This window comes from Psychroflexus gondwanensis ACAM 44, from assembly GCF_000355905.1.
GTDB classification, from domain to species: domain Bacteria; phylum Bacteroidota; class Bacteroidia; order Flavobacteriales; family Flavobacteriaceae; genus Psychroflexus; species Psychroflexus gondwanensis.
Genome location: NZ_APLF01000001.1, coordinates 194,679 through 220,596, shown reverse-complemented (window position 1 = coordinate 220,596; position 25,918 = coordinate 194,679). Strand labels below are relative to the sequence as shown.

Below are 25,918 nucleotides of genomic sequence, written 5' to 3'. Positions count from 1 at the left end.
TTTTTTTGAAAGAATTAATTTTCTTGTTTTGGTATGGTTTCTATATGAATCCCAAAATCCATGATTCCTTTCAGGGTATCTAAGGCTTCAACCTTTCCAAATTTTCTCATGACTTGGTTAATCTTTACAGTGTAAGTTCCTTCTTCTGAAAAAGTGACGCCAGATTTATACCACAATTTACTCTCTTTAACGCTTCCAAACCCCTCACCCATTAATTCACCGTCTGGATAAGCCATCTCATATTCTAGCGTGTCTCCAATTTGCATACCATTAGGAAATTGAATATAAGCAATGAGAAACAGGTTATTAAATTCATAGTCTTGATTTACCCTCGTGTTAAAAAACAAGTGGTAAGGATTAACAGTATCTGGCGCTTCAAATGAATACTCCAAAGTATCTGTGTTCTCCCAGCCTTTAGTAAAACTCCTGTAGTCTGAAAACGCTAGCTGGTTATCACAAGCTACAAAGCTAAAAAAAAGGATAAAAAGAAGTAATAAATTACGAGTTGGCATTATTTCTTTTGGACTTCTTATGTTTACTAGATTTTCTTTTGTTGCGAGGATTCTTTTGTTTTGGTTTATCAAAACGGGTTAAACTATCTTGACCTACAGTATTCTCAAATGCTGTTTTTTCTGGAACAATTTCACTGGTAAATTCTTCTAAACTAGCTACCGGGGTTTTATCCCGTTGAGCTTTCAAAATAATCTTTATCGCATCAGTATCTAGCTCAATCCAGTTGTTGTACTCTTTTTCATAAGCGTACCAAAGTTTCCCTTTAAAAATGTCTATTTTTTGGCAAACGGCATCCCCTTTTTGAGTGGTTAATTTTTGATCTTGTCGTGGGAAGTCCTTCAGCGCTTCAAGGTAAGTATCCAATTCGTAGTTAAGACAACATTTCAATTTTCCACACTGCCCTGCAAGCTTTAGAGGATTAAGAGAGAGTTGTTGATATCTAGCGGCAGAAGTTTTTACAGTTCTAAAATCTGTTAACCAAGTCGAACAACATAGCTCACGACCACAAGAACCAATACCCCCAAGCCTAGCAGCCTCTTGTCTAAAGCCAATTTGGCGCATTTCTATTCTTGTCTTGAACTCATAAGCGAATTCCTTGATGAGTTGTCTAAAATCAACCCGTTCCTCTGCTGTATAATAAAAAACAGCTTTGGAGCCGTCTCCTTGAAATTCAATATCGCTTATTTTCATTTTAAGCTTCAATCGAATTGCAATTTGCCTGGCTTTTACCTTCATAGCATCCTCTCGCTCTCTGGCAGTTTGCCAAACATCAATATCTTTTTGAGAAGCTTTTCTATAAATTTTAGCGATTTCGTCGGACTCAGGGTCGGTTTTTTTCTTTTTCATCTGCACTCTTACAAGCTCACCTGTAAGGGTAACAATACCTATATCATGACCTGGAGAAGATTCTGTAGCTACAATATCTCCTATAGAGAGCGTTAACTTTTCAGTGTTTCTAAAAAACTCTTTCCTGCTATTTTTAAATCTTACCTCCGCGCAATCGAAAGCTTCTTGGCCTCCAGGAAGTTCTACATCCGATAACCAATCAAAAACGGTAAGTTTATTACATCCATCTGTTCCGCAAGTTCCGTTGTTTTGACAACCTTTAGGTTGGCCATCTTTTCCGGTCGAGCAACTGCTACATCCCATAAATCATATATATTGAAGCATTCCTAAGTGAGAACGCTGAAGATTAAAATTTCTTGTTTTGAAAATCAAATATACCAAATAATTACTAGAGCCCTTCTATTACCTCTTTGGAGTTATAATATTGAATTTAATAGCACCAAACTTTAGTTTTTTCGATCTTTGCTAAAAAATTATAGACTTGAAACACCCTATATACATCAATGGTTTTGGCGCAATATCTGCTTTAGGTCATGATCAGAATTCAATTAATAAAAATTATGAAAATGGATCTACTCATTTTTCAAATCTGAATCTGGATCCAACTTCAGTGATGGCAGCAAGCATTTCTTTAGATTCACTTGAAGAATTGACCAAATTATCTCAAGAAAATTCAAAATATAAAGATTTAGATAAGTCGGTGTTAATGGCAATATATACAGCTAGACAGGCAATGTCTGGTCTCGACTTCAATGCTGAATCTACAGGAATCAATATTGGTTCTTCAAGAGGAGCAACAGGCCTATTTGAAAAATACCACAAAGCATTTCTCCAAGGTGAGCCCTTGTCTCCATTGTCTTCTCCTACTACTACTTTAGGAAATATTTCGTCTTGGGTAGCTCAAGATTTGGGCGTCGATGGCCCCAATATAAGCCATTCGATTACCTGTTCTACAGCTTTGCATGCAATGCTTAATGCGAAAGCATGGTTGGAAGCAGGGATGAGTGACCTGTTTATTGTAGGTGGCGCAGAAGCTCCACTTACAGAATTTACTATTGCCCAAATGCAAGCTTTAAAATTATATTCCAGACTAAATACATCCAAGCCTTGTGAAAGTTTAAAAATGGATAAAACGCAAAACTCTCTAGTCCTTGGGGAAGGATCGGCTACTGCTGTTATGTCTCGATCTAGTGAAAATGCTATAGCCGAAATTACTGGATTTGGTTATGCTACGGAACAAATTAGACATAATATTTCTATTTCTTCTGATGCTGAATGCTTTCAGAAATCTATGAAAATGGCCCTAGTTGAGGCACAACGCATAGAGGTTGATGCTATAGTTCTCCATGCACCTGGCACTTTAAAAGGAGACCAAGCAGAATTAGCTGCTATCGAAAAAACTTTTACTAAAACGCCTTTATTAACCACCAATAAATGGAAGCTTGGCCACACGTTTGGTGCTTCAGGAATGCTCAGTATTGAAATGGCTCTACAAATGCTTAACCTCCAAAAATTCTATGAAAATCCATTTTATAAGCATCAAGACCCATCCAAGCCTGTTACTTCTGTTTTAGTAAATGCTGTTGGTTTTGGTGGGAATGCAGTGAGCATTTTGCTAGAAAAGCCTAAACAATAGAAATAAATTTGACTCAAACTTCATTCAAAATAGAATATGCTCAGAGTTTTTTCTATTTTTGAATCACTAAATATACTACCATGACAAGAAACGATTGGACCAAAGAAGAAATACTAGCAATTTACAATAAGCCTTTAATGGAGTTGCTTTATGAAGCAGCAACTGTACATAGAAAACATCATGATCCTAACAAGGTTCAGGTTTCTACTTTGCTTTCTATTAAAACTGGAGGTTGCCCAGAAGATTGCGGGTATTGTCCTCAAGCGGCTAGATACCACACCGATATTGAAGGGAATGATTTAATGAGCGTTTCGCAAGTGAAAGCACAAGCTTTAAGAGCAAAGTCCTCAGGAAGCTCTAGAGTTTGTATGGGAGCAGCTTGGAGAAATGTAAAAGATGGTGAAGAGTTTGATAAGGTTTTGGAAATGGTAAGAACCATCAATAAACTGGATATGGAAGTCTGTTGTACCTTAGGGATGGTTACAGAAAACCAAGCCAAACGTTTAGCTGAAGCAGGACTTTATGCGTACAACCATAATCTGGATTCTTCTGAAGAATATTATAAAGAGGTAATTTCTACACGGGGTTACCAAGACAGACTAGACACGATAAGTAATGTTCGTAAAAGCAAGGTTACGGTGTGTAGTGGTGGAATTATAGGAATGGGAGAATCTCTAGAAGACAGAGCTGGCATGCTAGTAGCCCTAGCAACATTAAATCCACAACCAGAATCTACGCCTATCAATGCCTTAGTCCCTGTAGAAGGAACTCCTCTAGAAGAACAACAGAAAATATCTATTTGGGAAATGCTGCGTATGGTGGCTACCACAAGAATTGTTATGCCAGAAACTCAGGTAAGGCTTTCTGCTGGACGAACAGACATGAGTAGAGAAGGACAAGCCATGTGCTTTTTTGCAGGGGCTAATTCTATTTTTGCAGGAGATAAATTATTAACCACTCCCAATCCAAATGTGGATGACGACATGGAGATGTTTAAATTATTGGGTCTAGAACCACAGAAGGCCTTCGAGAAAAAGTCTCAACCTCAATCTGTTTCTGCCGAAGAGTCTAAATACAAACCTCTAAATGAAAAGCCAAAATGGTCTCGTCCAGGGCATACCATAGAGCGTAATGTAGAAGCCAAAGCTAAAGCAAAAACTAAGGTATAAGGATTTCACTTTTTTTATAAAATGTAAAAGCATAAGCTTCATTTTGGTATCTTCCAGAATGAAGCTTATTTTTATTTATGATAGACTCCACCAAAAATCTAAGCTTAAAGCGTGTAGAAAGAGTTAAAACAATTTCGCCCAAAGACTTTGTAGAGAATTATGTCAAGCCTCAAAAGCCATTAGTTATAGAGCAACTTTCTCACGACTGGCAAGCGTATCACAAGTGGTCGCTAGCCTACCTCAAAGGCATAGCTGGAGATACAGAAGTTCCCTTATACGATAACAGACCTGCTTCTGCCAAGGATAAATTCAATCAGGCACATGCTACCATGAAACTCAAAGATTATGTAGATCTTTTGCAAAAAGGGCCGACCAACTTTAGAATTTTCCTTTTCAATTTAATAAAAGAAGTTCCAGAGCTTAAGAGTCATTTTACAATGCCCAATCTAGGCTTAAAGTTTCTGGACCGCCTTCCATTTTTGTTCTTTGGAGCCCAAAATACTTCGGTATTTATGCATTACGATATAGACTTTGCCAACATACTTCATATCCATTTTGAAGGGAAAAAGCGTTGTATTATCTATCCGCCTTCACAGACAAAATACTTGTATAAAGTTCCTAATGCTCTCATAAGTCTCAATGAAATCGATTTCAATAATCCAGATTTAGACAAATTCCCAGCGCTTACTTTAGCCCAAGGTTATGAAGCTTATTTGGAGCATGGAGAAGCTTTGTATATGCCAGAAGGCTATTGGCATAATATGACGTATCTCACCCCAGGATTTTCCATGAGTTTAAGAACCTTACCTCGAGGGGTCAAAAACATGAGTAGAGCACTTTATAATCTTACTATTATGCGTGGCGTAGAAAATCTTATGCGCAAATTTAAAGGAGATCAATGGATAAGCTATAAAAATAAGTTTGCCTATAAGCGACAAAGCAGGCGTTTGGAAAGCGAATTACATCGGAAGTAAGTCGTTAATAACATCGTAAATCAATTCTGTTTCGTAGCCTTTATAAGCTAGATGTTGATAGATTTTTTGTCGCTTTTTATAAGCATTACTTTCTTTGGTGGTGTTTAATTTATGCTGAGCAAGGTCTCGCAACGTATTGACATAATCGTCCTCATCAATTTCAGAAAGTCCAGCCTTTAGATTATACGCAGAAATAGCTCTAGATTTTAACTCTCGAGTAATTCGTATACGGCCGTATTTTTTTATTCTGAATTTGCCCCTAGCATAGCTTCTGGCAAAGCGTTCTTCATTAAGAAAATCCTCTTCAAGTAGCTTTATAATGATATGGTTTTTTGCATCTTCATACATGCCTAAGGCATCCAGTTTTTTCTCAACTTCTTGGTGGCATCTGTCTTGATACACACAATAGTTCATCATTCTTAGTAAAGCTTGGTCTACTGTAAGCGATTTTTTAGAATGAGAAGAGTTCTTAGCCATGGATTGAAGAAGAATATTGAGACTGCTAAAGTATAAAAACAAAAAACCCCATGCTCTATTTTAGAGTATGGGGTTTTAAAAATTTTTGATAATAACTAAACTTTAATAAGAGTGCCATTATGATCATAAAAATGATACTCTAAGTAATTGTAAGCATCTCGTGGTTGGATTTTAACCCACTTTTTGGAATCAAAAAACCACTTGCTTCTCGGGGAAGGGAAGCCTTTCATGAGATAGGCAGCAATAAAAGGATGCGCAGTAAGCGTAATTTTTTTGGTGCCCTTCTTTAAGATCTTTTGCAGATCTACATTAATTTTGTTTACAATTACAATAGGAGCCTCTATTTCACCATCCACATTGGGATCTTTTTCACGAGTTTTGATGTTCATTTCTGGTCGAACACGTTGTCTTGTGATTTGGATTAATCCAAATTTACTTGGGGGTAAAATTTTATGTTTGGCTCTATCATCGCTCATCTCATCTTTAAGATGTTCGTAAAGTTTTCTTCTGTTATCTGGGTTGTTCATGTCGATAAAATCTACGACTATGATTCCTCCCATGTCTCTTAATCTCAACTGACGTGCTATCTCTGTAGCGCTTATCATGTTGACTTCGAGTGCTGTATCTTCTTGATTTTTGGCCTTATTACTTCTGTTTCCACTGTTTACGTCTATAACGTGCATAGCTTCTGTATGCTCAATGACTAGATAAGCTCCTTTTTTCATAGTTACGGTTTTTCCAAAAGACGTTTTTATTTGTCTTTCAATGCCGTATTTTTCAAAAATCGGAACGTTAGAGTCGTAATTGGAAACTATAGATTCTTTATCTGGAGAAATTTTTCCGACATAATCTTTTATCTGTGTGTAAATAACATCATCGTCTATACAAATTGAGGTAAACGAATCGTTGAAAATATCTCTTAATATTGATGAAGCTTTATTAAGCTCACCCAAAACTTTCGAGGGTTGATGTGCTTTACTAAGTTTTCTGCACATATTTTCCCATCGTTTCATCAAATTTTGAAGGTCTTTGTCAATATCAGCTACTTTTTTGCCTTCGGCAACTGTTCTAATAATGACACTAAAACCTTTGGGTTTAATACTTTTAACTAGTCGTTTTAGCCTGCTTTTTTCTTCTTTACTTTCAATTTTTTGTGAAACTGAAACTCTATCCGAAAATGGAACTAAAACAATATAGCGACCTGCAAGAGAAAGCTCACTGCTCAATCTTGGGCCTTTTGTAGAGATGGGTTCTTTTACAACTTGTACGAGAATTGATTGATTGGAATGCAGCGTATCTGCTATGGATCCATTTTTATCTATTTCTTGTTCAAATGGGAAATCTCTCAATGAGAAATTTTTCATTTGGTTGGATGTTGCTTTTTTAACAAACTTCAACATGGTCTTGACGTTTGGTCCTAGGTCATGATAGTGTAAAAAACCATCTTTTTCGTAGCCAACATTTACAAATGCAGCGTTGAGTCCAGGCAAAGCTTTTCTAATCTTAGCTAGAAAAATATCTCCAACAGAAAAATCAAATCCTTCTGTTTCTTTATGAAGCTCTATGAGTCTTCCATCTTTTAATAAGGCAAAATCTACAGCGTCGGAACTAGAACGTACTATTAATTCCTTATTCACGCGTATTAGATTTTAGAGTCTGTAATTTTATTACAGACGAAATTATACATAAGTAACCACAGCCTTACTAAGGTTAGGTTACAATTTTAAGGTGCAGAAATTTAAGTTATAAATTTCGAAGTCAAAGAACATTTTTAATAAGAAAAAGTAGTCTTGAACTACTTTTTCTTGTGACGGTTAGCTCTACTTCTTTTCTTTCTTTTGTGAGTAGCTACCTTATGTCTTTTTCTTTTTTTACCGCTTGGCATAGGCTTTATTTTTATTGATTATTAAAATTTATTTTACTTCAACATTATATTTAACTCCTTCAACAAATATTTTGGCAGGTTTAAATGCTGGAATATTATGCGCAGGAATCTTAATTGTTGTGTTTTTTGAGATATTTCTACCTGTCTTTTCTGCTCTAGTCTTTACGATAAAACTTCCAAAACCCCTTAGATACACGTTATCTCCACCTTCTAAAGAATTCTTAACTTCATCCATAAAGGTTTCTACAGTAGCTTGGACCTCGCCTTTTTCCAATCCGAGTTTGTCTGAAATGTTAGCTACGATATCTGCTTTCGTCATAATTTAAAAATATTTATTCAGGATTAATCTTATATTTTTTTGAGGTTGCAAATATAAGTAATTAATCCGCAATAATTAAACACAATGGCCTAAATAGTAGGCGGATATGAATTATACTTGCATAAAAGCAAATAATGGATTTCTCTAAGCGTTTACTAGATTGGTATGAAACCGAAAAAAGGGATTTGCCTTGGCGACATACGAAAGATCCTTATGTGATATGGCTAAGTGAAATTATCTTGCAACAAACTCAGGTCAAGCAAGGCTTGCCCTACTTTCAAAAATTTATAAAACGTTTTCCTACAGTTCACAATCTCGCCAAAGCGGAAGAGGATGAGGTGATGAAATTGTGGCAAGGTTTAGGGTATTATTCCAGAGCAAGAAATCTTCATTTTACCGCAAAGTATGTTAGTGAAACCTTAAAAGGGAAATTCCCGGATAATTTTAAACAACTTAAAATCTTAAAGGGAATTGGCGATTATACCGCAGCCGCCATCGCTTCTTTTGCTTTTGATGAACCTGTAGCGGTAGTCGACGGGAATGTACAACGTGTTGTTTCAAGGTTTTTGGGAATCCACACGCCGATTAATTCACCGGAAGGCGTCAAGGAATTTAAAACCAAAGCTCAGCAACTTATGGATGTCTCTCAACCCGCAGCTTACAATCAAGCTGTTATGGAGTTTGGCGCTTTACATTGCCGACCCAAATCTCCAAAATGTATGTTTTGTGTATTTCAGCAGGATTGTGCCGCTTATCAACTAGGGAAAGTAGAGGAGCTGCCCGTAAAACTCAAGAAGACAGTCGTTAAGAAACGCTATTTTAATTATTTGATTTTTAAAGATCAAGATAACCTAACCCTTGTTCAAAAAAGAAGTGGGGCAGGAATATGGAAAGGGCTTTATCAATTTCCTCTATTAGAATCTGAAGAGCCTTTAGAAACCCCTTCTTCAGAAGACATAAAAACGCTCCTAGATACAGGTGATTTCCATATAGATCGTATTGAAAAATTAAATGATACCCCTGTAGTTCATTTGCTTTCTCATCGAAAAATTATGGCGACGTTTATTCAAGTTTCTGCTGGTGATAGCCTATCTAGGCTAAAGCTTACAAAAGGAATAGAAACCTATAATTTAAAGGAGTTACAGAAGCTTCCGGTTCCTGTTCTTATTCAAAATTTTATAGAATCTGAATTTTCTTTAGCATAATTCTTTTTCTTACATTTACATTAAATTAAAGATCATGGCAGGAACACTCAATAAAGTTATGCTCATAGGCCATACTGGCGATGAGGTGAAGATGCATTATTTTGAAGGTGGAAATTGTATTGGGCGCTTTCCTTTGGCCACAAATGAAGAGTACATCAATAAAGCTACCAACGAAAAAGTAAGCAATACAGAATGGCACAATATTGTTGTTAGAAATAAGGCTGCTGAAGTTTGTGAAAAATACCTCAAAAAAGGAGATAAAGTCTATATTGAAGGGCGTATTAAAACCAGAAAATGGCAGGACGAGAAAGGAATGGATAGATATTCTACGGAGATACAGTGTCTAGAATTTACATTTTTGACGCCTAAAGATGGAAGCAATTCTCCTTCATCTACGGAAAGTTCTACAGCTCCGCAACAGCAAACTGCTTCAAAACCTTCTTCAAAGCCTCAGGCTACGGAAGAGGAAGAAGATGATCTACCCTTTTAAACAAAAATCAATTCAATTTTGGAACCCGGTCCCTCGAGTCTCATCTTTTTTTCAGCAATAGAAATTATTGATGTAGTCAAAATCACATTTTTCTTCATACTCCTCATTGCTTCCGCCCTTATTTCTGGGTCAGAAGTGGCTTTATTTTCATTAAAGCCATCAGATTTTGATGTAAAAGAAGGTAATGTGTCTAAACAAGAACAGATTATCATCAATTTGTTGGATAAACCCAAAAAATTGTTGGCTACAATTCTTATTGCTAATAATTTTATAAACATCGCTATAGTCTTGCTGTATGCTTCTATAAGTGATACGTTTTATGGAGAATCAACTACTTTGTTTTTTGGAATTAGCCTCAAATTCATCATAGATGTAGGCTTAGTGACTTTCCTTATTTTGATGTTTGGAGAGATTTTACCAAAGGTATATGCCAATCGAAATAATGTTGAATTCGCTCATTTTATGGCTTTGCCGCTAAGTATTCTAGACCGCTTGCTTACTCCGCTTAGTCTCCCCATGCGTTCAATTACCAATACCATACAAAGCAAGTTTGGCAAGCAGAAGACCAACCTTAGTGTAGACCAGTTATCTCAAGCTTTAGAATTGACGAATGAAGAGGACACCTCTAAAGATGAAAAGAAAATCTTGCAGGGAATTGTTTCTTTCGGAAATACAGATACAAAGCAAGTCATGAAGCCAAGACTGGACATTTTTGCATTGAATGTAGAACAGCCTTTTTCTGAAGTTGTTGCTGAAATTATGGAACATGGTTACTCCAGAATTCCCGTGTATGAGGATAATGTGGATAATATTACAGGAATTCTATATATTAAAGATTTGTTGCCTCACCTTCAGCAAAAAGATTTCAAATGGCAGTCTTTGGTTAGAGAACCTTACTTTGTCCCAGAGAATAAAAAACTAGATGATTTATTAGCAGATTTCCAAGAGCAAAAAAATCACTTAGCCATTGTTGTAGATGAATATGGCGGAACCAGTGGATTGATCTCTTTGGAAGATATTATAGAGGAAATTGTTGGAGACATCAGTGATGAGTTTGATGATGAGGACGTTATTTATTCTAAAATAAACGATTCAACCTACGTTTTTGAAGGTAAAACACCACTAAAAGATCTTTATAAAATCTTGAAGTTAAGCGATCCTAAAATTGATGAATTCGAATCTAATAAGGGAGAGGCAGAAACATTGGCCGGTTTTGTACTGGAATCGGCAAAAGGCTTTCCAAAGAAAGGACAGCTTATTAAGTTCCATAACTTCGACTTTACTGTAGAAGCTTTAGATAGCAAGAGAATTGTGCAACTTAAGCTCAAAATTAACCCAGAAGAAATCGAGTAAGATGAGAAAGTCTATTTTAGTTTTACTCCTTATCTTGACCGTATCTTGTGGGGAATCACCACAACCAAAACCCTCTGGGTTTCTAGCCTTAAATTACGACACCTCTAGTTTTAAACACCTAGAAATTGATTGCCCTTTCTCTTTTGAGAAGAATTTGAAGGCAGAGGTAGATATTGAAAATCCAAACCGGCCTTGTTGGGTAAACTTAACTTATCCAGAAATGAATGCAAAAATCTACTTGACGTATTCTCCAGTCAATAACAATTTAAGAGAATTGCTCATAGACGCTCAAAAACTACCAGAAAAACACACCATAAAAGCAGATCTCATTGAAGCAAGTATTTATGAAAATGAGAAAAATAACACCTTCGGTAACTTTTATGAAGTAGAAGGTGACGCCGCCTCACAAGCTCAGTTTTATTTAACAGACAGTACGTCTCATTTTCTCACAGGAGCTATTTATTTTGAAGCTAAACCCAATTACGACTCTATTCTTCCTGCTGCAGATTATCTTAAAAAAGATATAAGGCATTTGATGGAAACCTTAAAATGGGAATAAGAAGCTTCACCGCTTTTAAGGTATTCTCTATTTTTTAAAGAATATACAAAGCTCCTTTTTTATAATTTCACTTATATTAAGTTTATAGCAAAAGTTTAAATTCAATTTTATGAAGAAGTTAATAGGACTCGTTGTATTCGGTTTAGGGGCTTTAGTCGGTTGTAAAAACGAGACAAGCCAACAGGAAAATACTGCTAAAAACGAAGAACAAGCTGTTTCTGTAGAAAGGCAAACACCTGATTTTAATATTACGCCAATCTCACATGCAACAGCCGTCTTTACATTGGACTCTACGGTTTTTTATACAGATCCTGTGGGAGGAAAAGAGGCTTTTGAGAACCAGCCAGAGCCTAGTATTATTTTGGTGACCGATATTCACGGAGACCACTTCAATCTAGAGACTTTAAAAGCGGTTTCAACTTCAGCAACAAAAATAGTTGTTCCAAAAGCAGTTGCAGATCTGATCGGGGACGAGCTTTCTAGTCAACTGCTTATTTTAAGTAATGAAGAAACTATAGACGTGAATGGGTTTACTATTGAAGGAATAGCAATGTATAATCAAGGGGATGCAAGTGAAGTTTACCATGTTAAGGGGAGAGGAAATGGATATGTGATCGAGAAACAAGGCTTTAGAGTCTATCTTTCTGGAGATACTGAAGATGTTGAAGAAATGCGCAATTTAAAAAAGATCGACATAGCTTTTATGTGTATGAATTTGCCTTATACTATGGATGTAGAGTCAGCTTCAGAAGGGGTTCTAGCTTTTGAGCCTAAAGAAGTATATCCTTACCATTATCGTGGACAAGGTGGGCTATCTAATGTTGAAAAGTTTAAGGCTTTGGTCAATGCAAAAAATCCATCTATCAAAGTAGAACTATTGGATTGGTATCCAAAAATCGACTAATAGGCGTTAGAAATTTTTGAAAAACCAGCTTTCTAAAGCTGGTTTTTTGATACAACATATTGTCAATCTTTTAACCCGAATTTATTAATTGGATTCATTTATAAAATTCACTTTTGCAAAAAAAATATAGGATTTGAATTCAAATTATTTGAAGTGGATTTTTCTTTTCTCTTTAGCCTTACTTTGGGGGAGTTCGTTTATACTTATAAAGAAAGGTTTAGACGGTTTTTCTCCACTTCAGCTCACAGCTTTAAGGGTTTTAATTACGGGGATATTTCTTGTAATTATCGGTTTCCAAAAAGTTAAGCAAATCAAGAAAAGTCAGTGGAAATGGATTATTATTTCAGGGTTTATCGGCACGATGTTTCCGACTTTATTATTTTCTTATGCTGAAACGGAGATCGATAGCACCATTGCTTCTATTTTGAATTCAACCGTTCCTTTGCTAGCTCTTATTACAGGTGTTTTATTTTTCAGCAAGCAATTTTTTAAAAAACAATTTACTGGAGTGGTAGTGGGTTTGGTAGGGTCTGTCCTTTTGATTTTGGCAGGGGCATCTTTAAACCCGAATCAAAATTACTGGTTTGCAGTCTTACCCGTGATTGCTTCTTTGATGTATGCCTTCAACGCAAATATTTTGAAGTCTTACTTAGAAGACATTTCTGCTCTTGGCATAGCAACGGGATCCTTTTTAGTATTGATTCCACCAGCGTTTGTGATTCTGATCTTTACTGGATTTTTCGATGTAGAGTTTTTAGCTCAAGAGACGGTACAGACTTCCTTAGGCTATATTGTTTTATTAGCTCTATTTGGAACAGCACTAGCCAAGATACTTTTCAATAGGTTAATTCAGCTTTCAGATCCTGTTTTTTCTACATCAGTGACTTATCTTATTCCCGTCGTTGCTTTGTTTTGGGGATTTTTGGATGGAGAGAAATTCAACTTGTATCAGTTAGCAGCGGGAGGAGTTATCTTGTTTGGAGTTTATATTTCCAATCGCAAGAAAAAGCTGAAAAAGGATAAAGCTAAACCTGTAGAAGCTTAGGTTATTTCTATTACTTAAATTTCAAAACTGGCGATCGCCCTTTCTTAAATTTTCTGTTCCCGGCGGGTCTACCAGATCTCATTCTCTTTTGCTCTTCATAGGGTAAGTGAACAATATCTTGGCAAACATCGGAACAACATCCATCCATTTTCTTGGCACATTCCTCGCACTGTATAAATAGCAGATGGCAACCATCATTAGCACAATTTACATGGATATCACATGTTTTTCCACATTGGTGGCACTTTGAAATCACATCTTCAGAAATCTTCTCACTTCGGCGATCGTCAAACACAAAGTTTTTTCCAAAAAACTTATTGTCTAGGCTTTTTTCTTTTATCTGTCTTGCATACTCTATAATCCCACCTTCTAGTTGATAGACTTTCTTGAAGCCTTTATGCTTGTAGTAAGCACTAGCTTTTTCGCAACGTATACCACCAGTACAATACATCACCAGATTTTTATCTTCTTTGTGATCTTTTAAGTCATCCTCTATAATATCGAGAGATTGCCTAAAGGTATCCACATCTGGAGTTATAGCATTTTTAAAATGGCCGATTTCGCTTTCGTAGTGATTTCTCATGTCTACCAAAACGGTATTTGGATCTTCAATTAATTCATTGAATTTTTTGGCATCTACGTGGATGCCTTTGTCAGTGACATCAAAGCTTGAGTCGTTAAGTCCATCTGCCACTATTTTAGGCCTTACCTTGATTTTAAGTTTTAGGAAGGATTTATCGTAATGTTCTATGGCAATATTAAGACGAACGTCTTTTAAGAAATCTATGCCATCTAGAAAGTGTTTAAATTGATCGAATTTCTTGGCAGGCACAGAAAGTTGAGCATTTATACCCTCCTTTGCGATATTGATTCTGCCTAAAACATCTAATGTATTCCAATTAATAAATAAATAATCTCGGAAATTCTTAGGCTTATCGAGGTGATAATACTTGTAGAAAGAAAGGGTGAGACGTTCTTCGCCAGCTTGTTCAATAAGCTCCTCTCTTTCTTTTGAACTCAGTTTATTGTACAGTTGCATGCTATACTAATGTTTTGGGTTAAAAGAAATGATTCTAAGCGCAAAAGTAATTGTTTTGGATTTACAAAAAAAGCGGTCTTAAATCTAAGTCTTGTTTCCCTTATACCAAATTGGACCTATAATGTCGCAATAAATCGTTTTACCGATACGAATTCGGCACAGGCTTTTTTCGCCTGCTTTTTATCAAAACTAATTACCGTAGCTAAGGCTATGCTAATTAGTTTTAATTTCAATCAATCAAAAAACCTGTACTGAGCTACGTCGTTGTATAATTCAATTTATTCATATGGCATTATAAATATAATTTGGTATTACTTGTTTTTGGGTCTGTATTTAAACTTATTTTCCTTCGATTTATTGTTCTGAACCTACCTGTCTGCTCGATGCATTCAGGCAGGTTCAGAACAACACTTGGCAGCTTTCCAAATCTAAATATCTTATGCATAAGAAAAGTAAATTAATCAGGAAACACAGCAACAAAGAGTTCAGACGACAGATCGGCAGTTTGTTGTTTTAAGCTTTTAACTGATATTTTCCCAATTTTATACTGAAGGTGTTTCTGAGTTCCACAAAGAATTTCCGTTTCAAATTTTATAGGTTTCAGGTCTTTGCGATCGTATGAAGACATATAGACCTTGATAAGCTTTTCGTCATTGAATTCAGCAGACTGTTGTCTAGCCTTAGAATAGCCGTAGCAGTAATCGTCAAACAGTGAAACTAAGTCGGAAAGGACTGCGCTTGCTGTAGGAATACTACCAGCACCTTTCCCCTTTAAAAGATGTTGATGAGCAAATTCAGCATCGATTTCAACAGCATTATTTTCGAAATCTATCGAAGTTAAGGCTTCGGTTTTTGGAATAAATTGAGGGGCAACGTATGCCGTTAAACCTTCTTCATCTAGGTTGGAATGGCCAATTAATTTTATACTGAAATTCTTCTCTTTCGCAAATTCAATATCCTCTGGTTTTACATGTCTTATGCCAAGATTTAAGATTTCTTCAGGGGTATTCAACACTCCAAAAGCATGGTAATTATTTATGATTAGCTTGAACTTGGAGTCCCATCCGTCGATATCCAAGGTAGGATCCGATTCTGCAAATCCATGTTTTTGAGCATCTGTGATAATATCTTTAAAAGGTTGTAGTTTCTGAAATAAGCGGGTAAGGACATAATTACTTGTACCATTGCTTATGGCTTTTAAGGATTTTAGATTGTCGTAAGCAAAAGAGGTTTCCAACGTTCTTAAAATCGGAATACTCCCACAAACCGAAGCTTCGTAAAGCAAACTTACTTTGTGTTTTTTGGACAAAGCAACGAGTTCTTCGAAATGATTTGCCAGCATTTTCTTGTTGGCGGTGACAACGTGTTTTTTGCTTTCTAAAGCTTTTTTTACAATTGTATAGGCCGCTTGGGCATCATCAATCAATTCTAAAACAACGTTGATTTCTGTGTCTTCCAAAATATCCTCTGCTCGATAGCTGAAGTTTTTAGAATCTATAGACCTTGGCTTGTTTGGACTTTTAACAACAATGGTTTTTAGATGTATTCTAGGGATTTGCTTTTTCTTAAGTACGTGGTAAATTCCTGAACCTACGCTACCAAATCCAAAGAGTCCAATAGTTATTTGTTGTGGCATTGGTTATAGTTTAAAATGTTTTTGTAATACTGATTTTATTTTTTCTACTTCAATCAAAAATCCATCATGACCGTAGATAGAGTCAATAACTTCTAGTTTTCCTTTCGAGATAGATTGAGCCAAGAACTCTTGCTCTTCCACAGGGAATAAAAGATCACTTTGGATACCTATGACCAAAGTTTCAGCTTGAATTTTTGCCAGAGCTTTTTCACAATCCCCTCTGTTTCTCCCTACATTATGGCTGTCCATAGCTTTGGATAAATACCAATAACATTTAGCATCAAAACGCTTCGAAAGTTTTTCTCCCTGGTATTTTTGGTAAGAAGAAGCTCTATACTGATCTGCCGTATGCTCTAGGTCAATTTGAGTAGATCTATAGGTGTTATAATTCCTATAACTCAACAAGGCGATAGCTCTTGCAGCCTCAAGGCCTTTTTTACCAGCATTTTCTTTGTTTTCATAAAAGGTGGAATCAGCTTCTATAGCCATACGTTGAGTTTCATTTAAGGCAATTCCCCAAGAGGAATGCCTTGCATTGGTTGCTAAAAGAACTAGATTTTTAATTTTATCTGGCTTTTGGATTGCCCATTCTATAGCCTGCATTCCGCCCATGGAACCTCCAATCAGAAATTGTATCTGTTCAATTTCTAAAGCTCCACTCAATAGCTCCAGACTTTTCGTGATGTCTCTTATGCTGAACAGAGGAAAATTTAACCCATAGACTTCTCCTGTTTCTGGATGAATACTTTTGGGGTTAATACTTCCATAGCAAGAACCGATGATGTTGGCACACACTACAAAATACTTTTCCGTATCAATTCCTTTTCCCTTTCCAATAAGACCTTTCCACCAGTCTTCTGGATTTGCATTTGCTGTTAACGCATGGCATACCCAGATAACGTTGGATTTTTCTTGGTTCAGTTTCCCTAATGTGGTATAAGACACTTCTAGTTCTTGGAGGAATTCACCGTTTTCCAATTGAAAAGGCTTATTGTGTTTAAAAATTTCAGGCATGAACTTCTTCCTTATAGGATGATTTATGGATATGGTAATGAATTGGAGTTTCATTACTCAGGTTATCGTGGATAGGGCATCTCTTCTTCACGTTTTTCAAAAGGAAGTCAATACTCTCTTGTGTTGCGTTTGTCACAAAATTTATATCTACATCCAGAGATTGGAAACCAGCTCTAGTCTTGTCGCTATAACCTAAAAATTTAGCAGCATCTATATTTCCGTTGATGTTGATTTTCATGTCATAAATCTTCACACCAAGTTCTTTGGCGACAAGGTTTATAACAACGTTGAGGCATCCTGCGTAGCCTGCTAATAAATATTCTACAGGGTTTGCAGCTAAATCTTGCCCGCCTAGTTCATGAGGTTCATCTACAAGAAAGTTGAACTGCCTTGAACGTCCTTGGTATACTGTTGCGTTGATACTAGATCCATTGATTGAAAAATTTGAAATACTCATAGTCTTAGAGGTTATAGGTTAGACAAGGCTTGGTCTAAGTCGTTAATGATATCGTCTATATGTTCTATGCCGACAGATATTCGAAGCAGTCCTGGAAAGACACCAGAGGCTTTTTGCTCTTCTTCATCGAGTTGTTGGTGTGTGGTAGATGCTGGATGAATTATTAAAGTTTTGGCATCTCCAACATTGGCAGTATGGATAATCAATTGAAGAGAATCTACTAGTTGGTCTGCTTCTTCTAAAGTGCCTTTAAGTTTGAAAGACAAAACGGCTCCAAAACCTCTTTGTAAATATTTTTTGGCATTTTCATGATAGGGAGAACTTTCTAAACCAGGATAATTGACATAATCCACTTTTGGGTGTTCATTGAGATAGTGAGCAAGTTTTAAGGCGTTATCAGAATGTCGCTCAGTTCTTAGAGATAAAGTTTCTAAACCCTGAAGCAGTAGAAAGGAATTGAAAGGACTTAAAGCTTGTCCAAAATCCCGTAAGCCTTCTACTCTCGCTTTGATGGCAAAAGCAACATTTGGCAGACCAAGCGCATTACCTTCACCAAAGACTTCCCAAAATTTAAGTCCGTGGTAGCCTTCAGAAGGTTCTGTAAACCCAGGAAATTTTCCGTTGGCCCAGTTGAAGTTACCTGCATCTACAAGTATTCCTCCAATACTATTTCCATGTCCACCAATCCACTTGGTTGCAGAACTGGTCACAATATTAGCACCGTGTTTTATAGGTTGTGCAATGGCACCTCCCGCTCCAAAGGTATTATCAACAATAAGAGGGATATGATGTTTCTGGGCGATCTTAGCTATAGCTTCAAAATCTGGAATATTGAATTCTGGATTGCCGATGGTTTCAAGATAGAGCGCTTTAGTTTTATCATCAATGAGGGCTTCAAACGAGCTAGGCTCATCACCGTTGGCAAATCGAGCATCGATGCCTAGCTTTTTGAAGGTAACGTTGAATTGATTGAAAGTTCCTCCATAAACAAAAGAAGTAGAAACAAAATTTTCACCAGTTTGTAATAGGGTGGTCAGTGCTAAAAATTGAGCAGCAATTCCTGAAGAAGTCGCTACTGCAGATACACCACCTTCCAATGCGGCAACTCGTTTTTCAAAAACGTCTGTGGTAGGATTCATAATCCTTGTGTAAATATTCCCAAACTCTTCTAGCCCAAAAAGCCTTGCAGCGTGTTTTGAATTTTGAAATTGATAAGAAGAAGTTTGATGTATAGGGACAGCTATAGAGCCTGTAGTTGGGTCTGCTTGCTGACCTGCATGAAGTTGTAAACTTTCGAATTTTAATGATGTAGACATAAGTAAACGTTTATAATTTTTAAAATAGGAATGCTCATTGGGCCTTCAGGATTGAAAGCACTGAGCTTAATAAAGAAATGAGAAAGCCTATGCGCACATAGAAACAATGCACGGCATAGGCTTGAGCATTCGCATAGAAAGCAAGCTTAAAAAATCTGATAAAATGCAATCTGAAGAACTATTCAAAATGAATAGAAAAGATAGAGTTGTTTTAAAAAAGGAGTAATTCATTTTTTCTAATTTATATGTCCCTTATGGGGCAGGAATTAGCACCTTTCAACACTTTGTTGAGGTTGCCGAGGGTCGCGGAGCCTGTCTCTCGCCTCTTCTTTATAAATCACACACCAGTAAGTGGTAAATGATGTAACAAATATAAAACAGGATTTTTATTTTACCTATTCAAAAAAAGCCTAGTATGTTAAAAATAAGTTAATAATATTATCTGGTTTTCTGAAATGAAAAAAGCCCTGAGTTACAGGGCTTTTTCAAAAATGTTGTCAAAAACAACAAGATTAGGCTAATTCGTTGTTATACATTTTTATAATAGTCAAAATATAACAACGTCAGCCCCCGTCGATTTTACAACTACACACGGTGGTAAATGAGAATGATACCCCGTGAGTATTAGTTATAGATGTTTTAATTAGAAATTTCAAATTCTATGTTTAATATTAAGATACACAATAAACGAATGGTTGCGTGAATAACAACAATATTAAAAAGAAATACTATTTTTACAAAAACGAATTCAAATAAAAAACATGGCAAAAGAGAATAGCGAGAAAGATGCAAAGTTGAAAGCCCTTCAATTGACTTTAGACAAGCTAGACAAGACTTACGGTAAGGGAACAGTGATGAAGATGAGTGACCAAGCTGTTCAAGATGTAGAAGCGATTTCTTCCGGATCTTTGGGCTTGGATTTGGCTTTAGGGGTTGGAGGTTATCCTAGGGGAAGAGTTGTAGAAATATATGGACCAGAATCATCAGGAAAAACAACTTTAACACTGCACGCCATTGCAGAAGCTCAAAAAGCTGGAGGTATAGCTGCATTTATTGATGCCGAACATGCTTTTGACAGAACCTACGCAAAGAATCTAAACATTGATATTGATAACTTAATTATCTCTCAACCAGACCACGGTGAACAAGCTTTAGAGATTACTGAAAACTTAATTCGTTCTGGAGCGATTGATATTATTGTTATTGACTCTGTTGCAGCCTTGACTCCAAAAAGCGAAATAGAAGGGGAAATGGGAGATTCCAAAATGGGTCTTCATGCAAGATTGATGTCTCAGGCATTAAGGAAAATGACTTCTACAATTAGCAAGACCAATTGTACGGTGATTTTCATTAATCAATTGAGGGAAAAAATTGGAGTGATGTTTGGGAATCCAGAAACAACTACAGGGGGAAATGCCCTTAAATTTTATGCTTCCGTAAGGTTGGATATTAGACGATCTACTCAAATTAAAAACTCCAATAGTGATGTGTTGGGGAACAAAACCCGTGTGAAGGTGGTAAAAAACAAAGTGGCACCACCTTTCAAAATGGCAGAGTTTGATATCATGTATGGAACTGGGATTTCAAAAATAGGTGAGATCATAGATATTGGTGTAGATTATGAAATTATCAAAAAAGCGGGATCTTGGTTTAGCTATGAAGACACAAAACTAGGGCAAGGTAGAGATGCCGTGAAAACATTACTTCTCGACAACCCTGAACTTATGGAGGAACTAGAAGTGAAAATTAAAGAAGCTATTAAGGTAGCCAAGGAAGACAATTAAGTCCCACTTTCGATTTAAAAGATTTATAAAAACTGAGGTTTAGGCCTCGGTTTTTTTTGTGTTATAAGTTTATTATATTTAACAACGCAACCTTTATGCAAATAGATCGTCTATTAATAAACAATTACTAATGAAATTACTGGGTAGAACTTTTATCGTATTATTTTTTAGCACTTTTCTAATGATAGGCTGTGATGTAAATGATGACGGTTTTTTTCAAAGTTCCCAAGTCTCTCCTATTTTGAGTGCTAATGTGCCAGACACTATGATTATTGGAGAATCTTATTCTCTAGAGGTTACTTACCAAAAAGACTCAGACTGCCACACCTTTTCAAATTTTGATGTTTTACCACAGGGGGATAGCTTGGTTTTCGTGAGAGCGGTTACATTATTTACGCAAGCCTCAAATTGTAGCCAAGATGCATTAGGTGAATTGAAAGAACTGGAATTTGACAATACATTTGAAACTAATTTTACTTTTAAATTTTTAAATGATGTTGACAATGAGGGTGAACCTGTCTATATAGATAAAGAAGTCGTTGTTATAGAATAAATGGAATTAGAAAAACTAATAAAGCGCTGTAAACAACATGATATCTCGTCACAAAAACTTTTGTACGAGATGTTCTCAAGTGTTCTTTTTAGTATTTCATTAAAATATTCAAGAAATTATGCAGAAGCAGAAGATAATCTTCAAGATGCCTTTATTCAAATTTTCGAAAAGATACATCAGTTTGAGCATAAGGGGTCTTTTGAGGGGTGGCTAAAGCGGATTACGATTAATATTTGCTTGCAACGCTATAGAAGTCAGAAGGTTTTTGAACTAGTTAACGAGGATGCCTTGCAGGCAGATGACGTCTATGTAGATGATGAAGACTACTCTTTATCTTTTCTTTTGAATTGTATCCAAAAATTACCAAACCGATATAGACTAGTATTTAACCTGTATGTCCTCGATGGATTTTCGCATAATGAAATTGCATTGAAACTCGATATATCGGAAGGCACTTCAAAATCCAACCTTTCTAGAGCCAAAGAGATTTTACGTAAAAAAATAAACGCCATCAAAGAAGAAGGAATGTATTCTTATAAAATTGATCATTAAGGTATGGAACCCTCAAAACATATCGACCGAATGTTTCAAGAAAGTTTTAAAGACTTTCAAGAATCTCCATCTCCAAAAGTTTGGAAGGATATTGAGAAAAAACTGGCTGAAAAAAAACGCAGAAAGAAAATTATTCCATTCTGGTGGAGAGCAGCTTCCATTGCAGCTATGCTTGTTCTGTTTTTCTCAATAGGATTATTTTATCAGAATGAAATTAATACGCAAAAATCTATATCGGCGACTAGATCGCCCGAAAATTCAAAGATGGGAGAAGCGGGTTTGTTAGAAACCCTCACAAAACAGCAATATGGTTTTAGCTCGGTCAACTATCAATTATCCAAATTTGAAAATAATCTAGAATCACTTTTCACTTTTCAGATTATTTCAGAAACTGAAGAAACGGTAAGAGAGGTTGCGCAAATCAAATCAGGTTCTACAAGGTTGGCTCAATCTCCAATTAATGTTGACAATATGTCTTTTCCATCGTTACTGTCTAATTCAATATCCACTTTTGAAGTTTCTAAAACCATCGCAAGTGAGACATTGAAGTCTGAAGTTGGAAAGAAAAAATCAATATTTGATGTTATAGAAGAGGAAAATAAAGACATTGTCCTTGAGGAAACAAAACTCCCTCATCAGTGGGAGGTTCAGCCTAATGTCGCACCAGTATTCATGAATTCATTTAATGGAGGAAATGCTATAAATGAGGAGTTACAAGGCAAAACCAGCAGTAATGCAAATGTATCATACGGAGTAAACGTGGCTTATGCGATTAACAGAAGAGTAAAGATAAGGACCGGAGTTAACCAAGTCGCCATGGGATATAATACCCAAGATGTTATTTTATCTACTACTTCTTCCTCCTTTAGGGATCAAGGGTTTAAGTCGGATAATCTAGCCTCTAAAACTTCAATTGGGAATGTATCATTGATCAATGCAAATTCTAGAACTACTCCCCAAAACCAAGCCTTCTCTAATTCCACAATATCTCCTTTCGAATTCAGTTCGACAGGAAGTTTGAGCCATGAGTTAGGGTTTTTAGAGGTTCCTTTAGAAATAGAATACGCTTTATTAGATTCAAAACTTGGGATTCATATTTTAGGAGGGGGTAGCACATTCCTGCTCAATAACAATGAAATCTTTTTTGAAGAAGGAGGAACATCCTCCAACATAGGTGAAGCAGACAATCTTAACGACTTTAGCTTTAGTGCTAATTTTGGAATAGGATTTGACTATTCCATTTCAAAAAAATTATCTCTCAATTTGGAGCCAAAATTGATGTATCAAATCAACACCTTCCAAAGCAATACAACAGATTTTCAGCCTTATTTTTTCGGGGTATATTCGGGCATAAAACTCAAGTTTTAAGTTAACCAAGCAATCTTATTTGAAAACTTTTTAGAGCAATGTTGCTTATGTAAGTAAAAAATTTAACTTTGTTTATATGAAAGTTGAAGATTATATAAAGCAATTACTTTACCGGTACGAATGCGTTATTGTTCCTGGTCTCGGAGCATTTGTAACTCAAAGGAGATCATCGGTTTACGATAGCGAAGGGCATAGATTTACGCCTCCTTCCAAACACGTTACTTTCAATAAAGCTATACAAAACCAAGATGGGCTCTTAGCAGAAACCATTGCTAAAGCCGAATCTATGGACTTTGAAAGTGCAAAGTTTAAAATTAAGCTTTTTGTGGACGATTTTTTAACGGCTTTATACCAAGACAAAACCCTTAATCTATCTAAATTAGGAGTGTTTTCCTTAGATACTGAGTTCAAAATTTCCTTTGAACCTGAGGAAACTCAAAACTATTTTGTAGACTCTTTTGGATTGGAGGCTTTCGGTTTAGTAGGCTTAGCGAAATCCGATTTAAGTATAGATGAAGCTTTAAAAGAGGTTCCTCCTGTCCACACACTAGCAGAGTCAACTTCAGAAGAAAAACACATTTCAAATAGAAGACCATATCTTAAGTATGCTGCCGTAGGCATTGTAGCTGTTGGCCTAGCGAGTTTTATAGGTTTATACCAATACAACAACCACGTGATTTCGTATAACTATACCGAATCCCAAAAGGCTGAAACTCTCTTGCAGAAAAGAATACAAAGTGCAGAATTTAATTTTACGTTTCCCAATTTGGACTTAGAAACCAATAAGGTAGAAACCATCCTACCCAAATACCATATCATAGCTGGAGCGTTTAGAATTGAAGCTAATGCTGAACGGAAGGTTAAACTTTTACAACAAAAAGGCTATACTGCTTCATTGATTGGTGAAAATGCTTATGGATTACATCAAGTGGCCTTTGCGAGTTATTCCGATAAGGAAACAGCTTTAAAGTATCTTAGAAAAATAAAATCTATAGAGAATCCTGATGCTTGGCTATTTGTTAAGCAACTTTAAGATTCGATTTACACTACAAACCTTATCTTTGCTCAAAAATAATAATGGAAGTAAAATATCCTGAAGATTCAAAAACTATACTAACTGATTTGGTTTTACCAAGTGAAACCAATCCACTCAACAATTTGTTTGGTGGAGAGTTGTTAGCTAGGATGGATCGAGCAGCAAGTATTGCAGCAAGGAGACATTCTAGACGTATAGTGGTGACAGCATCTGTCAATCACGTTGCTTTCAACAAAGCCATTCCTCTAGGGAGTGTTGTGACTGTTGAGGCTAAAGTCACTAGAAACTTCAAAACGTCTATGGAGATCTTCCTAGATGTATGGGTAGAAGATCGAGAAAGTGGTAGACGCTCTAAGGCTAACGAAGCCATATATACCTTTGTTGCTGTAGATGATACTGGAAATCCAGTTCCAGTCCCAAAGCTAGAGCCACAAACTAAACTCGAAAAAGAGAGATATGATGCCGCTCTAAGACGTAAACAACTTAGCTTAGTCCTGGCTGGTAAAATGAAACCAAAGGACGCCACCGAATTAAAAGCCTTATTTGAAAACGATAAATAAATAATATGTACCAAGCTTTACAAACTGTTCATTCATACTGGGCTTATCTAGTCCTTTTAGTACTCACCCTCGCAACCTTCAACGCTATTATCAAGACCTTAGGGAAAAAATCTTTTGGCCCTCAAGACTTTAGAATTTCGTTATTCACGTTAATTGTCTCTCACCTTCAATTGTTGATTGGTCTTATACTTTATTTTGTAAGTCCTTATTTCTCCGCTTTTTCTGAAGTAGGTATGAAAGGGGTAATGGGAGATACTGTGTTGAGATTATATCTCATTGAGCACCCAATAACTATGATTATCGCTATTGTCCTTATTACAGTAGGCTATAGTAAGCACAAAACGAAGTTAGCTTCCAATAAGAAATTTAGGACGATTGCTATTTTTTATGCCTTAGCTCTATTGCTAATGCTTTCAAGAATTCCTTGGGATGCATGGTTCTAGTAGGTTATGGACTGTCTAGTCCTAAATAACCGATACAGATTATTAAAGGATTAAATTTATAACTTAAAGCTTAACGATGCTAGCATCGTTAAGCTTTTTTGATTTGTATTGTTTTCTTTTGAGTTTTTTTTGTTTGTGCATTTCTACAGGTGTTAGCATGTGGTTTGATAAATGTGGTCTAAAATTATTGTAAGTGCCCACTGCGCTTTTGATGAGCTGTTTCTTTAAATCTATGTTCTTAATATTTCTGGCAATTCCAAACTCTTGCTTGAGTATACCATTGATTCTTTCTGCAATGGCATTCTCATAAGGATCGTATTTTTCAGTCATACTTGCTTTAATATTGTTATCCTTAAGCAGAGCTTGATAATCATTTGAACAGTATTGTGAGGCCTCTGTCTGAATGATGGATCAACGGCTTGTCTTTGGTGCTCCTATTATTCAGAGCCATTTCCAAAGCCTGTAGCGAACCATCCACAGCTAGACTGTTAGACACATTGTGCCCCATTATTTTCTTGGAGTAGGCGTCTGTGATCAATGCAAGATAGGTAGGGTTGGCTCTTGTTCCCACATAGGTAATATCACTAACCCATATTTGTTCGGGCTCTTCAATCTCAATATTACTCACTATGTTCTTATGCTTCCTGAATCTATGATGGGAATCGGTCGTTATATGATAGCTCCTTTTAGGTTTTATAAGCATATGATTAGCCTTTAGTATTCTAAAAAGCTTGTCTCTGCCTACCTTTAAGATTGATAATTCCATTTTAAGTATGTGGTATAGC

At 36.2% G+C, this 25,918-nt stretch carries 28 protein-coding genes and 1 riboswitch; of the genes, 16 read left to right on the top strand and 12 right to left on the bottom strand.

The features are described from left to right. Positions 1-14: 14 nt before the first annotated feature. The gene (locus PGOND44_RS01070; RefSeq protein ID WP_003434970.1) at positions 15-512 is read right to left on the bottom strand and encodes a gliding motility lipoprotein GldH; all 498 of its coding nucleotides are present in this window, start codon (positions 510-512) and stop codon (positions 15-17) included. Next, positions 499-1,662: a PSP1 domain-containing protein gene (locus PGOND44_RS01065; RefSeq protein WP_003434969.1), complete on the bottom strand. Its 1,164-nt coding sequence runs from the start codon at positions 1,660-1,662 to the stop codon at positions 499-501. Before PGOND44_RS01065 ends, PGOND44_RS01070 begins: the two co-directional genes overlap by 14 nt. A 178-nt stretch (positions 1,663-1,840) precedes the next feature. On the opposite strand from PGOND44_RS01065, the gene PGOND44_RS01060 reads away from it, so the two are divergent. The 3 genes from PGOND44_RS01060 (at position 1,841) to PGOND44_RS01050 (ending at position 5,138) form a co-directional block, all read left to right on the top strand. Next, a complete protein-coding gene (locus tag PGOND44_RS01060; RefSeq protein ID WP_003434968.1) occupies positions 1,841-2,995 on the top strand; it encodes a beta-ketoacyl synthase N-terminal-like domain-containing protein in 1,155 nt (384 codons plus the stop codon). A gap of 80 nt (positions 2,996-3,075) precedes the next feature. Further along, positions 3,076-4,164, top strand: a complete 1,089-nt coding sequence (bioB, locus tag PGOND44_RS01055) for a biotin synthase BioB (RefSeq protein WP_003434967.1) — start codon at positions 3,076-3,078, stop codon at positions 4,162-4,164. Between the two features lie 77 nt (positions 4,165-4,241). After that, complete coding sequence (locus tag PGOND44_RS01050; RefSeq protein ID WP_003434966.1) at positions 4,242-5,138, top strand: cupin-like domain-containing protein; 897 nt, start codon at positions 4,242-4,244, stop codon at positions 5,136-5,138. Here the strand turns inward: PGOND44_RS01050 and PGOND44_RS01045 are convergent. From PGOND44_RS01045 to PGOND44_RS01035, 3 genes are all read right to left on the bottom strand, one after another. Further along, on the bottom strand, positions 5,124-5,615 hold the full coding sequence (locus PGOND44_RS01045; RefSeq protein ID WP_003434965.1) for a regulatory protein RecX: 492 nt from the start codon (positions 5,613-5,615) through the stop codon (positions 5,124-5,126). The two genes, PGOND44_RS01050 and PGOND44_RS01045, sit on opposite strands and share 15 nt — an antisense overlap. A gap of 95 nt (positions 5,616-5,710) precedes the next feature. Next, positions 5,711-7,252, bottom strand: a complete 1,542-nt coding sequence (locus PGOND44_RS01040; RefSeq protein WP_003434964.1) for an Rne/Rng family ribonuclease — start codon at positions 7,250-7,252, stop codon at positions 5,711-5,713. A 276-nt stretch (positions 7,253-7,528) separates the two neighbouring features. Continuing rightward, on the bottom strand, positions 7,529-7,819 hold the full coding sequence (locus PGOND44_RS01035; RefSeq protein WP_003434961.1) for an HU family DNA-binding protein: 291 nt from the start codon (positions 7,817-7,819) through the stop codon (positions 7,529-7,531). A gap of 134 nt (positions 7,820-7,953) precedes the next feature. Here PGOND44_RS01035 and mutY point away from each other — a divergent pair, with 134 nt between their 5' ends. From mutY to PGOND44_RS01005, 6 genes are all read left to right on the top strand, one after another. Beyond that, on the top strand, positions 7,954-9,024 hold the full coding sequence (gene mutY / locus PGOND44_RS01030) for an A/G-specific adenine glycosylase (RefSeq protein WP_003434959.1): 1,071 nt from the start codon (positions 7,954-7,956) through the stop codon (positions 9,022-9,024). Positions 9,025-9,058: 34 nt separating this feature from the next. Then, the gene (locus PGOND44_RS01025; RefSeq protein WP_003434957.1) at positions 9,059-9,514 is read left to right on the top strand and encodes a single-stranded DNA-binding protein; all 456 of its coding nucleotides are present in this window, start codon (positions 9,059-9,061) and stop codon (positions 9,512-9,514) included. Between the two features lie 18 nt (positions 9,515-9,532). Continuing rightward, positions 9,533-10,867 carry a gliding motility-associated protein GldE gene (locus PGOND44_RS01020; RefSeq protein ID WP_003434954.1) on the top strand — a complete coding sequence of 445 codons (1,335 nt, stop codon included), beginning with the start codon at positions 9,533-9,535 and terminating at the stop codon, positions 10,865-10,867. A 1-nt stretch (position 10,868) separates the two neighbouring features. After that, positions 10,869-11,426 carry a gliding motility lipoprotein GldD gene (gene gldD, locus PGOND44_RS01015; RefSeq protein ID WP_003434951.1) on the top strand — a complete coding sequence of 186 codons (558 nt, stop codon included), beginning with the start codon at positions 10,869-10,871 and terminating at the stop codon, positions 11,424-11,426. 109 nt (positions 11,427-11,535) lie between these two features. Beyond that, on the top strand, positions 11,536-12,330 hold the full coding sequence (locus tag PGOND44_RS01010; protein ID WP_003434948.1) for an MBL fold metallo-hydrolase: 795 nt from the start codon (positions 11,536-11,538) through the stop codon (positions 12,328-12,330). A 133-nt stretch (positions 12,331-12,463) separates the two neighbouring features. Then, positions 12,464-13,375: a DMT family transporter gene (locus PGOND44_RS01005; protein ID WP_003434946.1), complete on the top strand. Its 912-nt coding sequence runs from the start codon at positions 12,464-12,466 to the stop codon at positions 13,373-13,375. A gap of 10 nt (positions 13,376-13,385) precedes the next feature. On the opposite strand, the gene trhO is transcribed toward PGOND44_RS01005, so the two are convergent. From trhO to PGOND44_RS00975, 5 genes are all read right to left on the bottom strand, one after another. Beyond that, positions 13,386-14,414: an oxygen-dependent tRNA uridine(34) hydroxylase TrhO gene (trhO, locus tag PGOND44_RS01000; RefSeq protein ID WP_003434943.1), complete on the bottom strand. Its 1,029-nt coding sequence runs from the start codon at positions 14,412-14,414 to the stop codon at positions 13,386-13,388. A gap of 457 nt (positions 14,415-14,871) precedes the next feature. After that, entirely contained in the window at positions 14,872-16,050 is a 1,179-nt protein-coding gene (locus PGOND44_RS00990) for a homoserine dehydrogenase (protein WP_003434942.1), read from the bottom strand. A gap of 3 nt (positions 16,051-16,053) precedes the next feature. Further along, a complete protein-coding gene (metX, locus tag PGOND44_RS00985; protein ID WP_003434939.1) occupies positions 16,054-17,064 on the bottom strand; it encodes a homoserine O-acetyltransferase MetX in 1,011 nt (336 codons plus the stop codon). After that, the gene (locus PGOND44_RS00980) at positions 17,057-17,521 is read right to left on the bottom strand and encodes an OsmC family protein (protein WP_003434937.1); all 465 of its coding nucleotides are present in this window, start codon (positions 17,519-17,521) and stop codon (positions 17,057-17,059) included. Before PGOND44_RS00980 ends, metX begins: the two co-directional genes overlap by 8 nt. An 11-nt stretch (positions 17,522-17,532) precedes the next feature. Then, positions 17,533-18,837, bottom strand: coding sequence for an O-acetylhomoserine aminocarboxypropyltransferase/cysteine synthase family protein (locus PGOND44_RS00975; RefSeq protein WP_003434935.1), 1,305 nt, complete (start codon positions 18,835-18,837; stop codon positions 17,533-17,535). A gap of 238 nt (positions 18,838-19,075) precedes the next feature. Next, positions 19,076-19,176, bottom strand: a riboswitch (SAM riboswitch). A 422-nt stretch (positions 19,177-19,598) separates the two neighbouring features. On the opposite strand from PGOND44_RS00975, the gene recA reads away from it, so the two are divergent. The 7 genes from recA (at position 19,599) to PGOND44_RS00940 (ending at position 25,133) form a co-directional block, all read left to right on the top strand. Beyond that, positions 19,599-20,621 (top strand): recombinase RecA, encoded by a 1,023-nt coding sequence (recA, locus tag PGOND44_RS00970; protein WP_003434932.1) that lies wholly within the window; start codon positions 19,599-19,601, stop codon positions 20,619-20,621. Positions 20,622-20,751: 130 nt separating this feature from the next. After that, positions 20,752-21,174 carry a hypothetical protein gene (locus tag PGOND44_RS00965; RefSeq protein ID WP_003434929.1) on the top strand — a complete coding sequence of 141 codons (423 nt, stop codon included), beginning with the start codon at positions 20,752-20,754 and terminating at the stop codon, positions 21,172-21,174. After that, positions 21,175-21,726 carry an RNA polymerase sigma factor gene (locus PGOND44_RS00960; RefSeq protein ID WP_003434927.1) on the top strand — a complete coding sequence of 184 codons (552 nt, stop codon included), beginning with the start codon at positions 21,175-21,177 and terminating at the stop codon, positions 21,724-21,726. Positions 21,727-21,729: 3 nt separating this feature from the next. Then, a complete protein-coding gene (locus PGOND44_RS00955) occupies positions 21,730-23,094 on the top strand; it encodes an outer membrane beta-barrel protein (protein WP_040555638.1) in 1,365 nt (454 codons plus the stop codon). A gap of 76 nt (positions 23,095-23,170) precedes the next feature. Further along, a complete protein-coding gene (locus PGOND44_RS00950; protein ID WP_003434921.1) occupies positions 23,171-24,127 on the top strand; it encodes an HU domain-containing protein in 957 nt (318 codons plus the stop codon). Positions 24,128-24,171: 44 nt separating this feature from the next. Then, positions 24,172-24,690 carry an acyl-CoA thioesterase gene (locus tag PGOND44_RS00945; RefSeq protein ID WP_003434919.1) on the top strand — a complete coding sequence of 173 codons (519 nt, stop codon included), beginning with the start codon at positions 24,172-24,174 and terminating at the stop codon, positions 24,688-24,690. 5 nt (positions 24,691-24,695) lie between these two features. Then, on the top strand, positions 24,696-25,133 hold the full coding sequence (locus tag PGOND44_RS00940) for a hypothetical protein (protein ID WP_003434917.1): 438 nt from the start codon (positions 24,696-24,698) through the stop codon (positions 25,131-25,133). 63 nt (positions 25,134-25,196) lie between these two features. Here PGOND44_RS00940 and PGOND44_RS15745 read toward each other — a convergent pair whose 3' ends face one another. Together PGOND44_RS15745 and PGOND44_RS15740 are read right to left on the bottom strand one after the other, a co-directional pair. Beyond that, positions 25,197-25,475, bottom strand: a complete 279-nt coding sequence (locus PGOND44_RS15745; protein ID WP_262500703.1) for an integrase core domain-containing protein — start codon at positions 25,473-25,475, stop codon at positions 25,197-25,199. 28 nt (positions 25,476-25,503) lie between these two features. Further along, positions 25,504-25,899 (bottom strand): DDE-type integrase/transposase/recombinase, encoded by a 396-nt coding sequence (locus PGOND44_RS15740; RefSeq protein WP_201764722.1) that lies wholly within the window; start codon positions 25,897-25,899, stop codon positions 25,504-25,506. Positions 25,900-25,918: the final 19 nt, after the last annotated feature.

Coding starts and splice junctions, on each gene's coding strand:
- PGOND44_RS01070 (WP_003434970.1), bottom strand. CDS start 512: ATGCCAACTCGTAATTTATTACTTCTTTTTATCCTTTTTTTTAGCTTT.
- PGOND44_RS01065 (WP_003434969.1), bottom strand. CDS start 1,662: ATGGGATGTAGCAGTTGCTCGACCGGAAAAGATGGCCAACCTAAAGGT.
- bioB (WP_003434967.1), top strand. CDS start 3,076: ATGACAAGAAACGATTGGACCAAAGAAGAAATACTAGCAATTTACAAT.
- PGOND44_RS01050 (WP_003434966.1), top strand. CDS start 4,242: ATGATAGACTCCACCAAAAATCTAAGCTTAAAGCGTGTAGAAAGAGTT.
- PGOND44_RS01045 (WP_003434965.1), bottom strand. CDS start 5,615: ATGGCTAAGAACTCTTCTCATTCTAAAAAATCGCTTACAGTAGACCAA.
- PGOND44_RS01035 (WP_003434961.1), bottom strand. CDS start 7,819: ATGACGAAAGCAGATATCGTAGCTAACATTTCAGACAAACTCGGATTG.
- mutY (WP_003434959.1), top strand. CDS start 7,954: ATGGATTTCTCTAAGCGTTTACTAGATTGGTATGAAACCGAAAAAAGG.
- PGOND44_RS01025 (WP_003434957.1), top strand. CDS start 9,059: ATGGCAGGAACACTCAATAAAGTTATGCTCATAGGCCATACTGGCGAT.
- gldD (WP_003434951.1), top strand. CDS start 10,869: ATGAGAAAGTCTATTTTAGTTTTACTCCTTATCTTGACCGTATCTTGT.
- PGOND44_RS01010 (WP_003434948.1), top strand. CDS start 11,536: ATGAAGAAGTTAATAGGACTCGTTGTATTCGGTTTAGGGGCTTTAGTC.
- trhO (WP_003434943.1), bottom strand. CDS start 14,414: ATGCAACTGTACAATAAACTGAGTTCAAAAGAAAGAGAGGAGCTTATT.
- PGOND44_RS00990 (WP_003434942.1), bottom strand. CDS start 16,050: ATGCCACAACAAATAACTATTGGACTCTTTGGATTTGGTAGCGTAGGT.
- metX (WP_003434939.1), bottom strand. CDS start 17,064: ATGCCTGAAATTTTTAAACACAATAAGCCTTTTCAATTGGAAAACGGT.
- PGOND44_RS00980 (WP_003434937.1), bottom strand. CDS start 17,521: ATGAGTATTTCAAATTTTTCAATCAATGGATCTAGTATCAACGCAACA.
- PGOND44_RS00975 (WP_003434935.1), bottom strand. CDS start 18,837: ATGTCTACATCATTAAAATTCGAAAGTTTACAACTTCATGCAGGTCAG.
- recA (WP_003434932.1), top strand. CDS start 19,599: ATGGCAAAAGAGAATAGCGAGAAAGATGCAAAGTTGAAAGCCCTTCAA.
- PGOND44_RS00965 (WP_003434929.1), top strand. CDS start 20,752: ATGAAATTACTGGGTAGAACTTTTATCGTATTATTTTTTAGCACTTTT.
- PGOND44_RS00960 (WP_003434927.1), top strand. CDS start 21,175: ATGGAATTAGAAAAACTAATAAAGCGCTGTAAACAACATGATATCTCG.
- PGOND44_RS00955 (WP_040555638.1), top strand. CDS start 21,730: ATGGAACCCTCAAAACATATCGACCGAATGTTTCAAGAAAGTTTTAAA.
- PGOND44_RS00950 (WP_003434921.1), top strand. CDS start 23,171: ATGAAAGTTGAAGATTATATAAAGCAATTACTTTACCGGTACGAATGC.
- PGOND44_RS00945 (WP_003434919.1), top strand. CDS start 24,172: ATGGAAGTAAAATATCCTGAAGATTCAAAAACTATACTAACTGATTTG.
- PGOND44_RS00940 (WP_003434917.1), top strand. CDS start 24,696: ATGTACCAAGCTTTACAAACTGTTCATTCATACTGGGCTTATCTAGTC.
- PGOND44_RS15740 (WP_201764722.1), bottom strand. CDS start 25,899: ATGGAATTATCAATCTTAAAGGTAGGCAGAGACAAGCTTTTTAGAATA.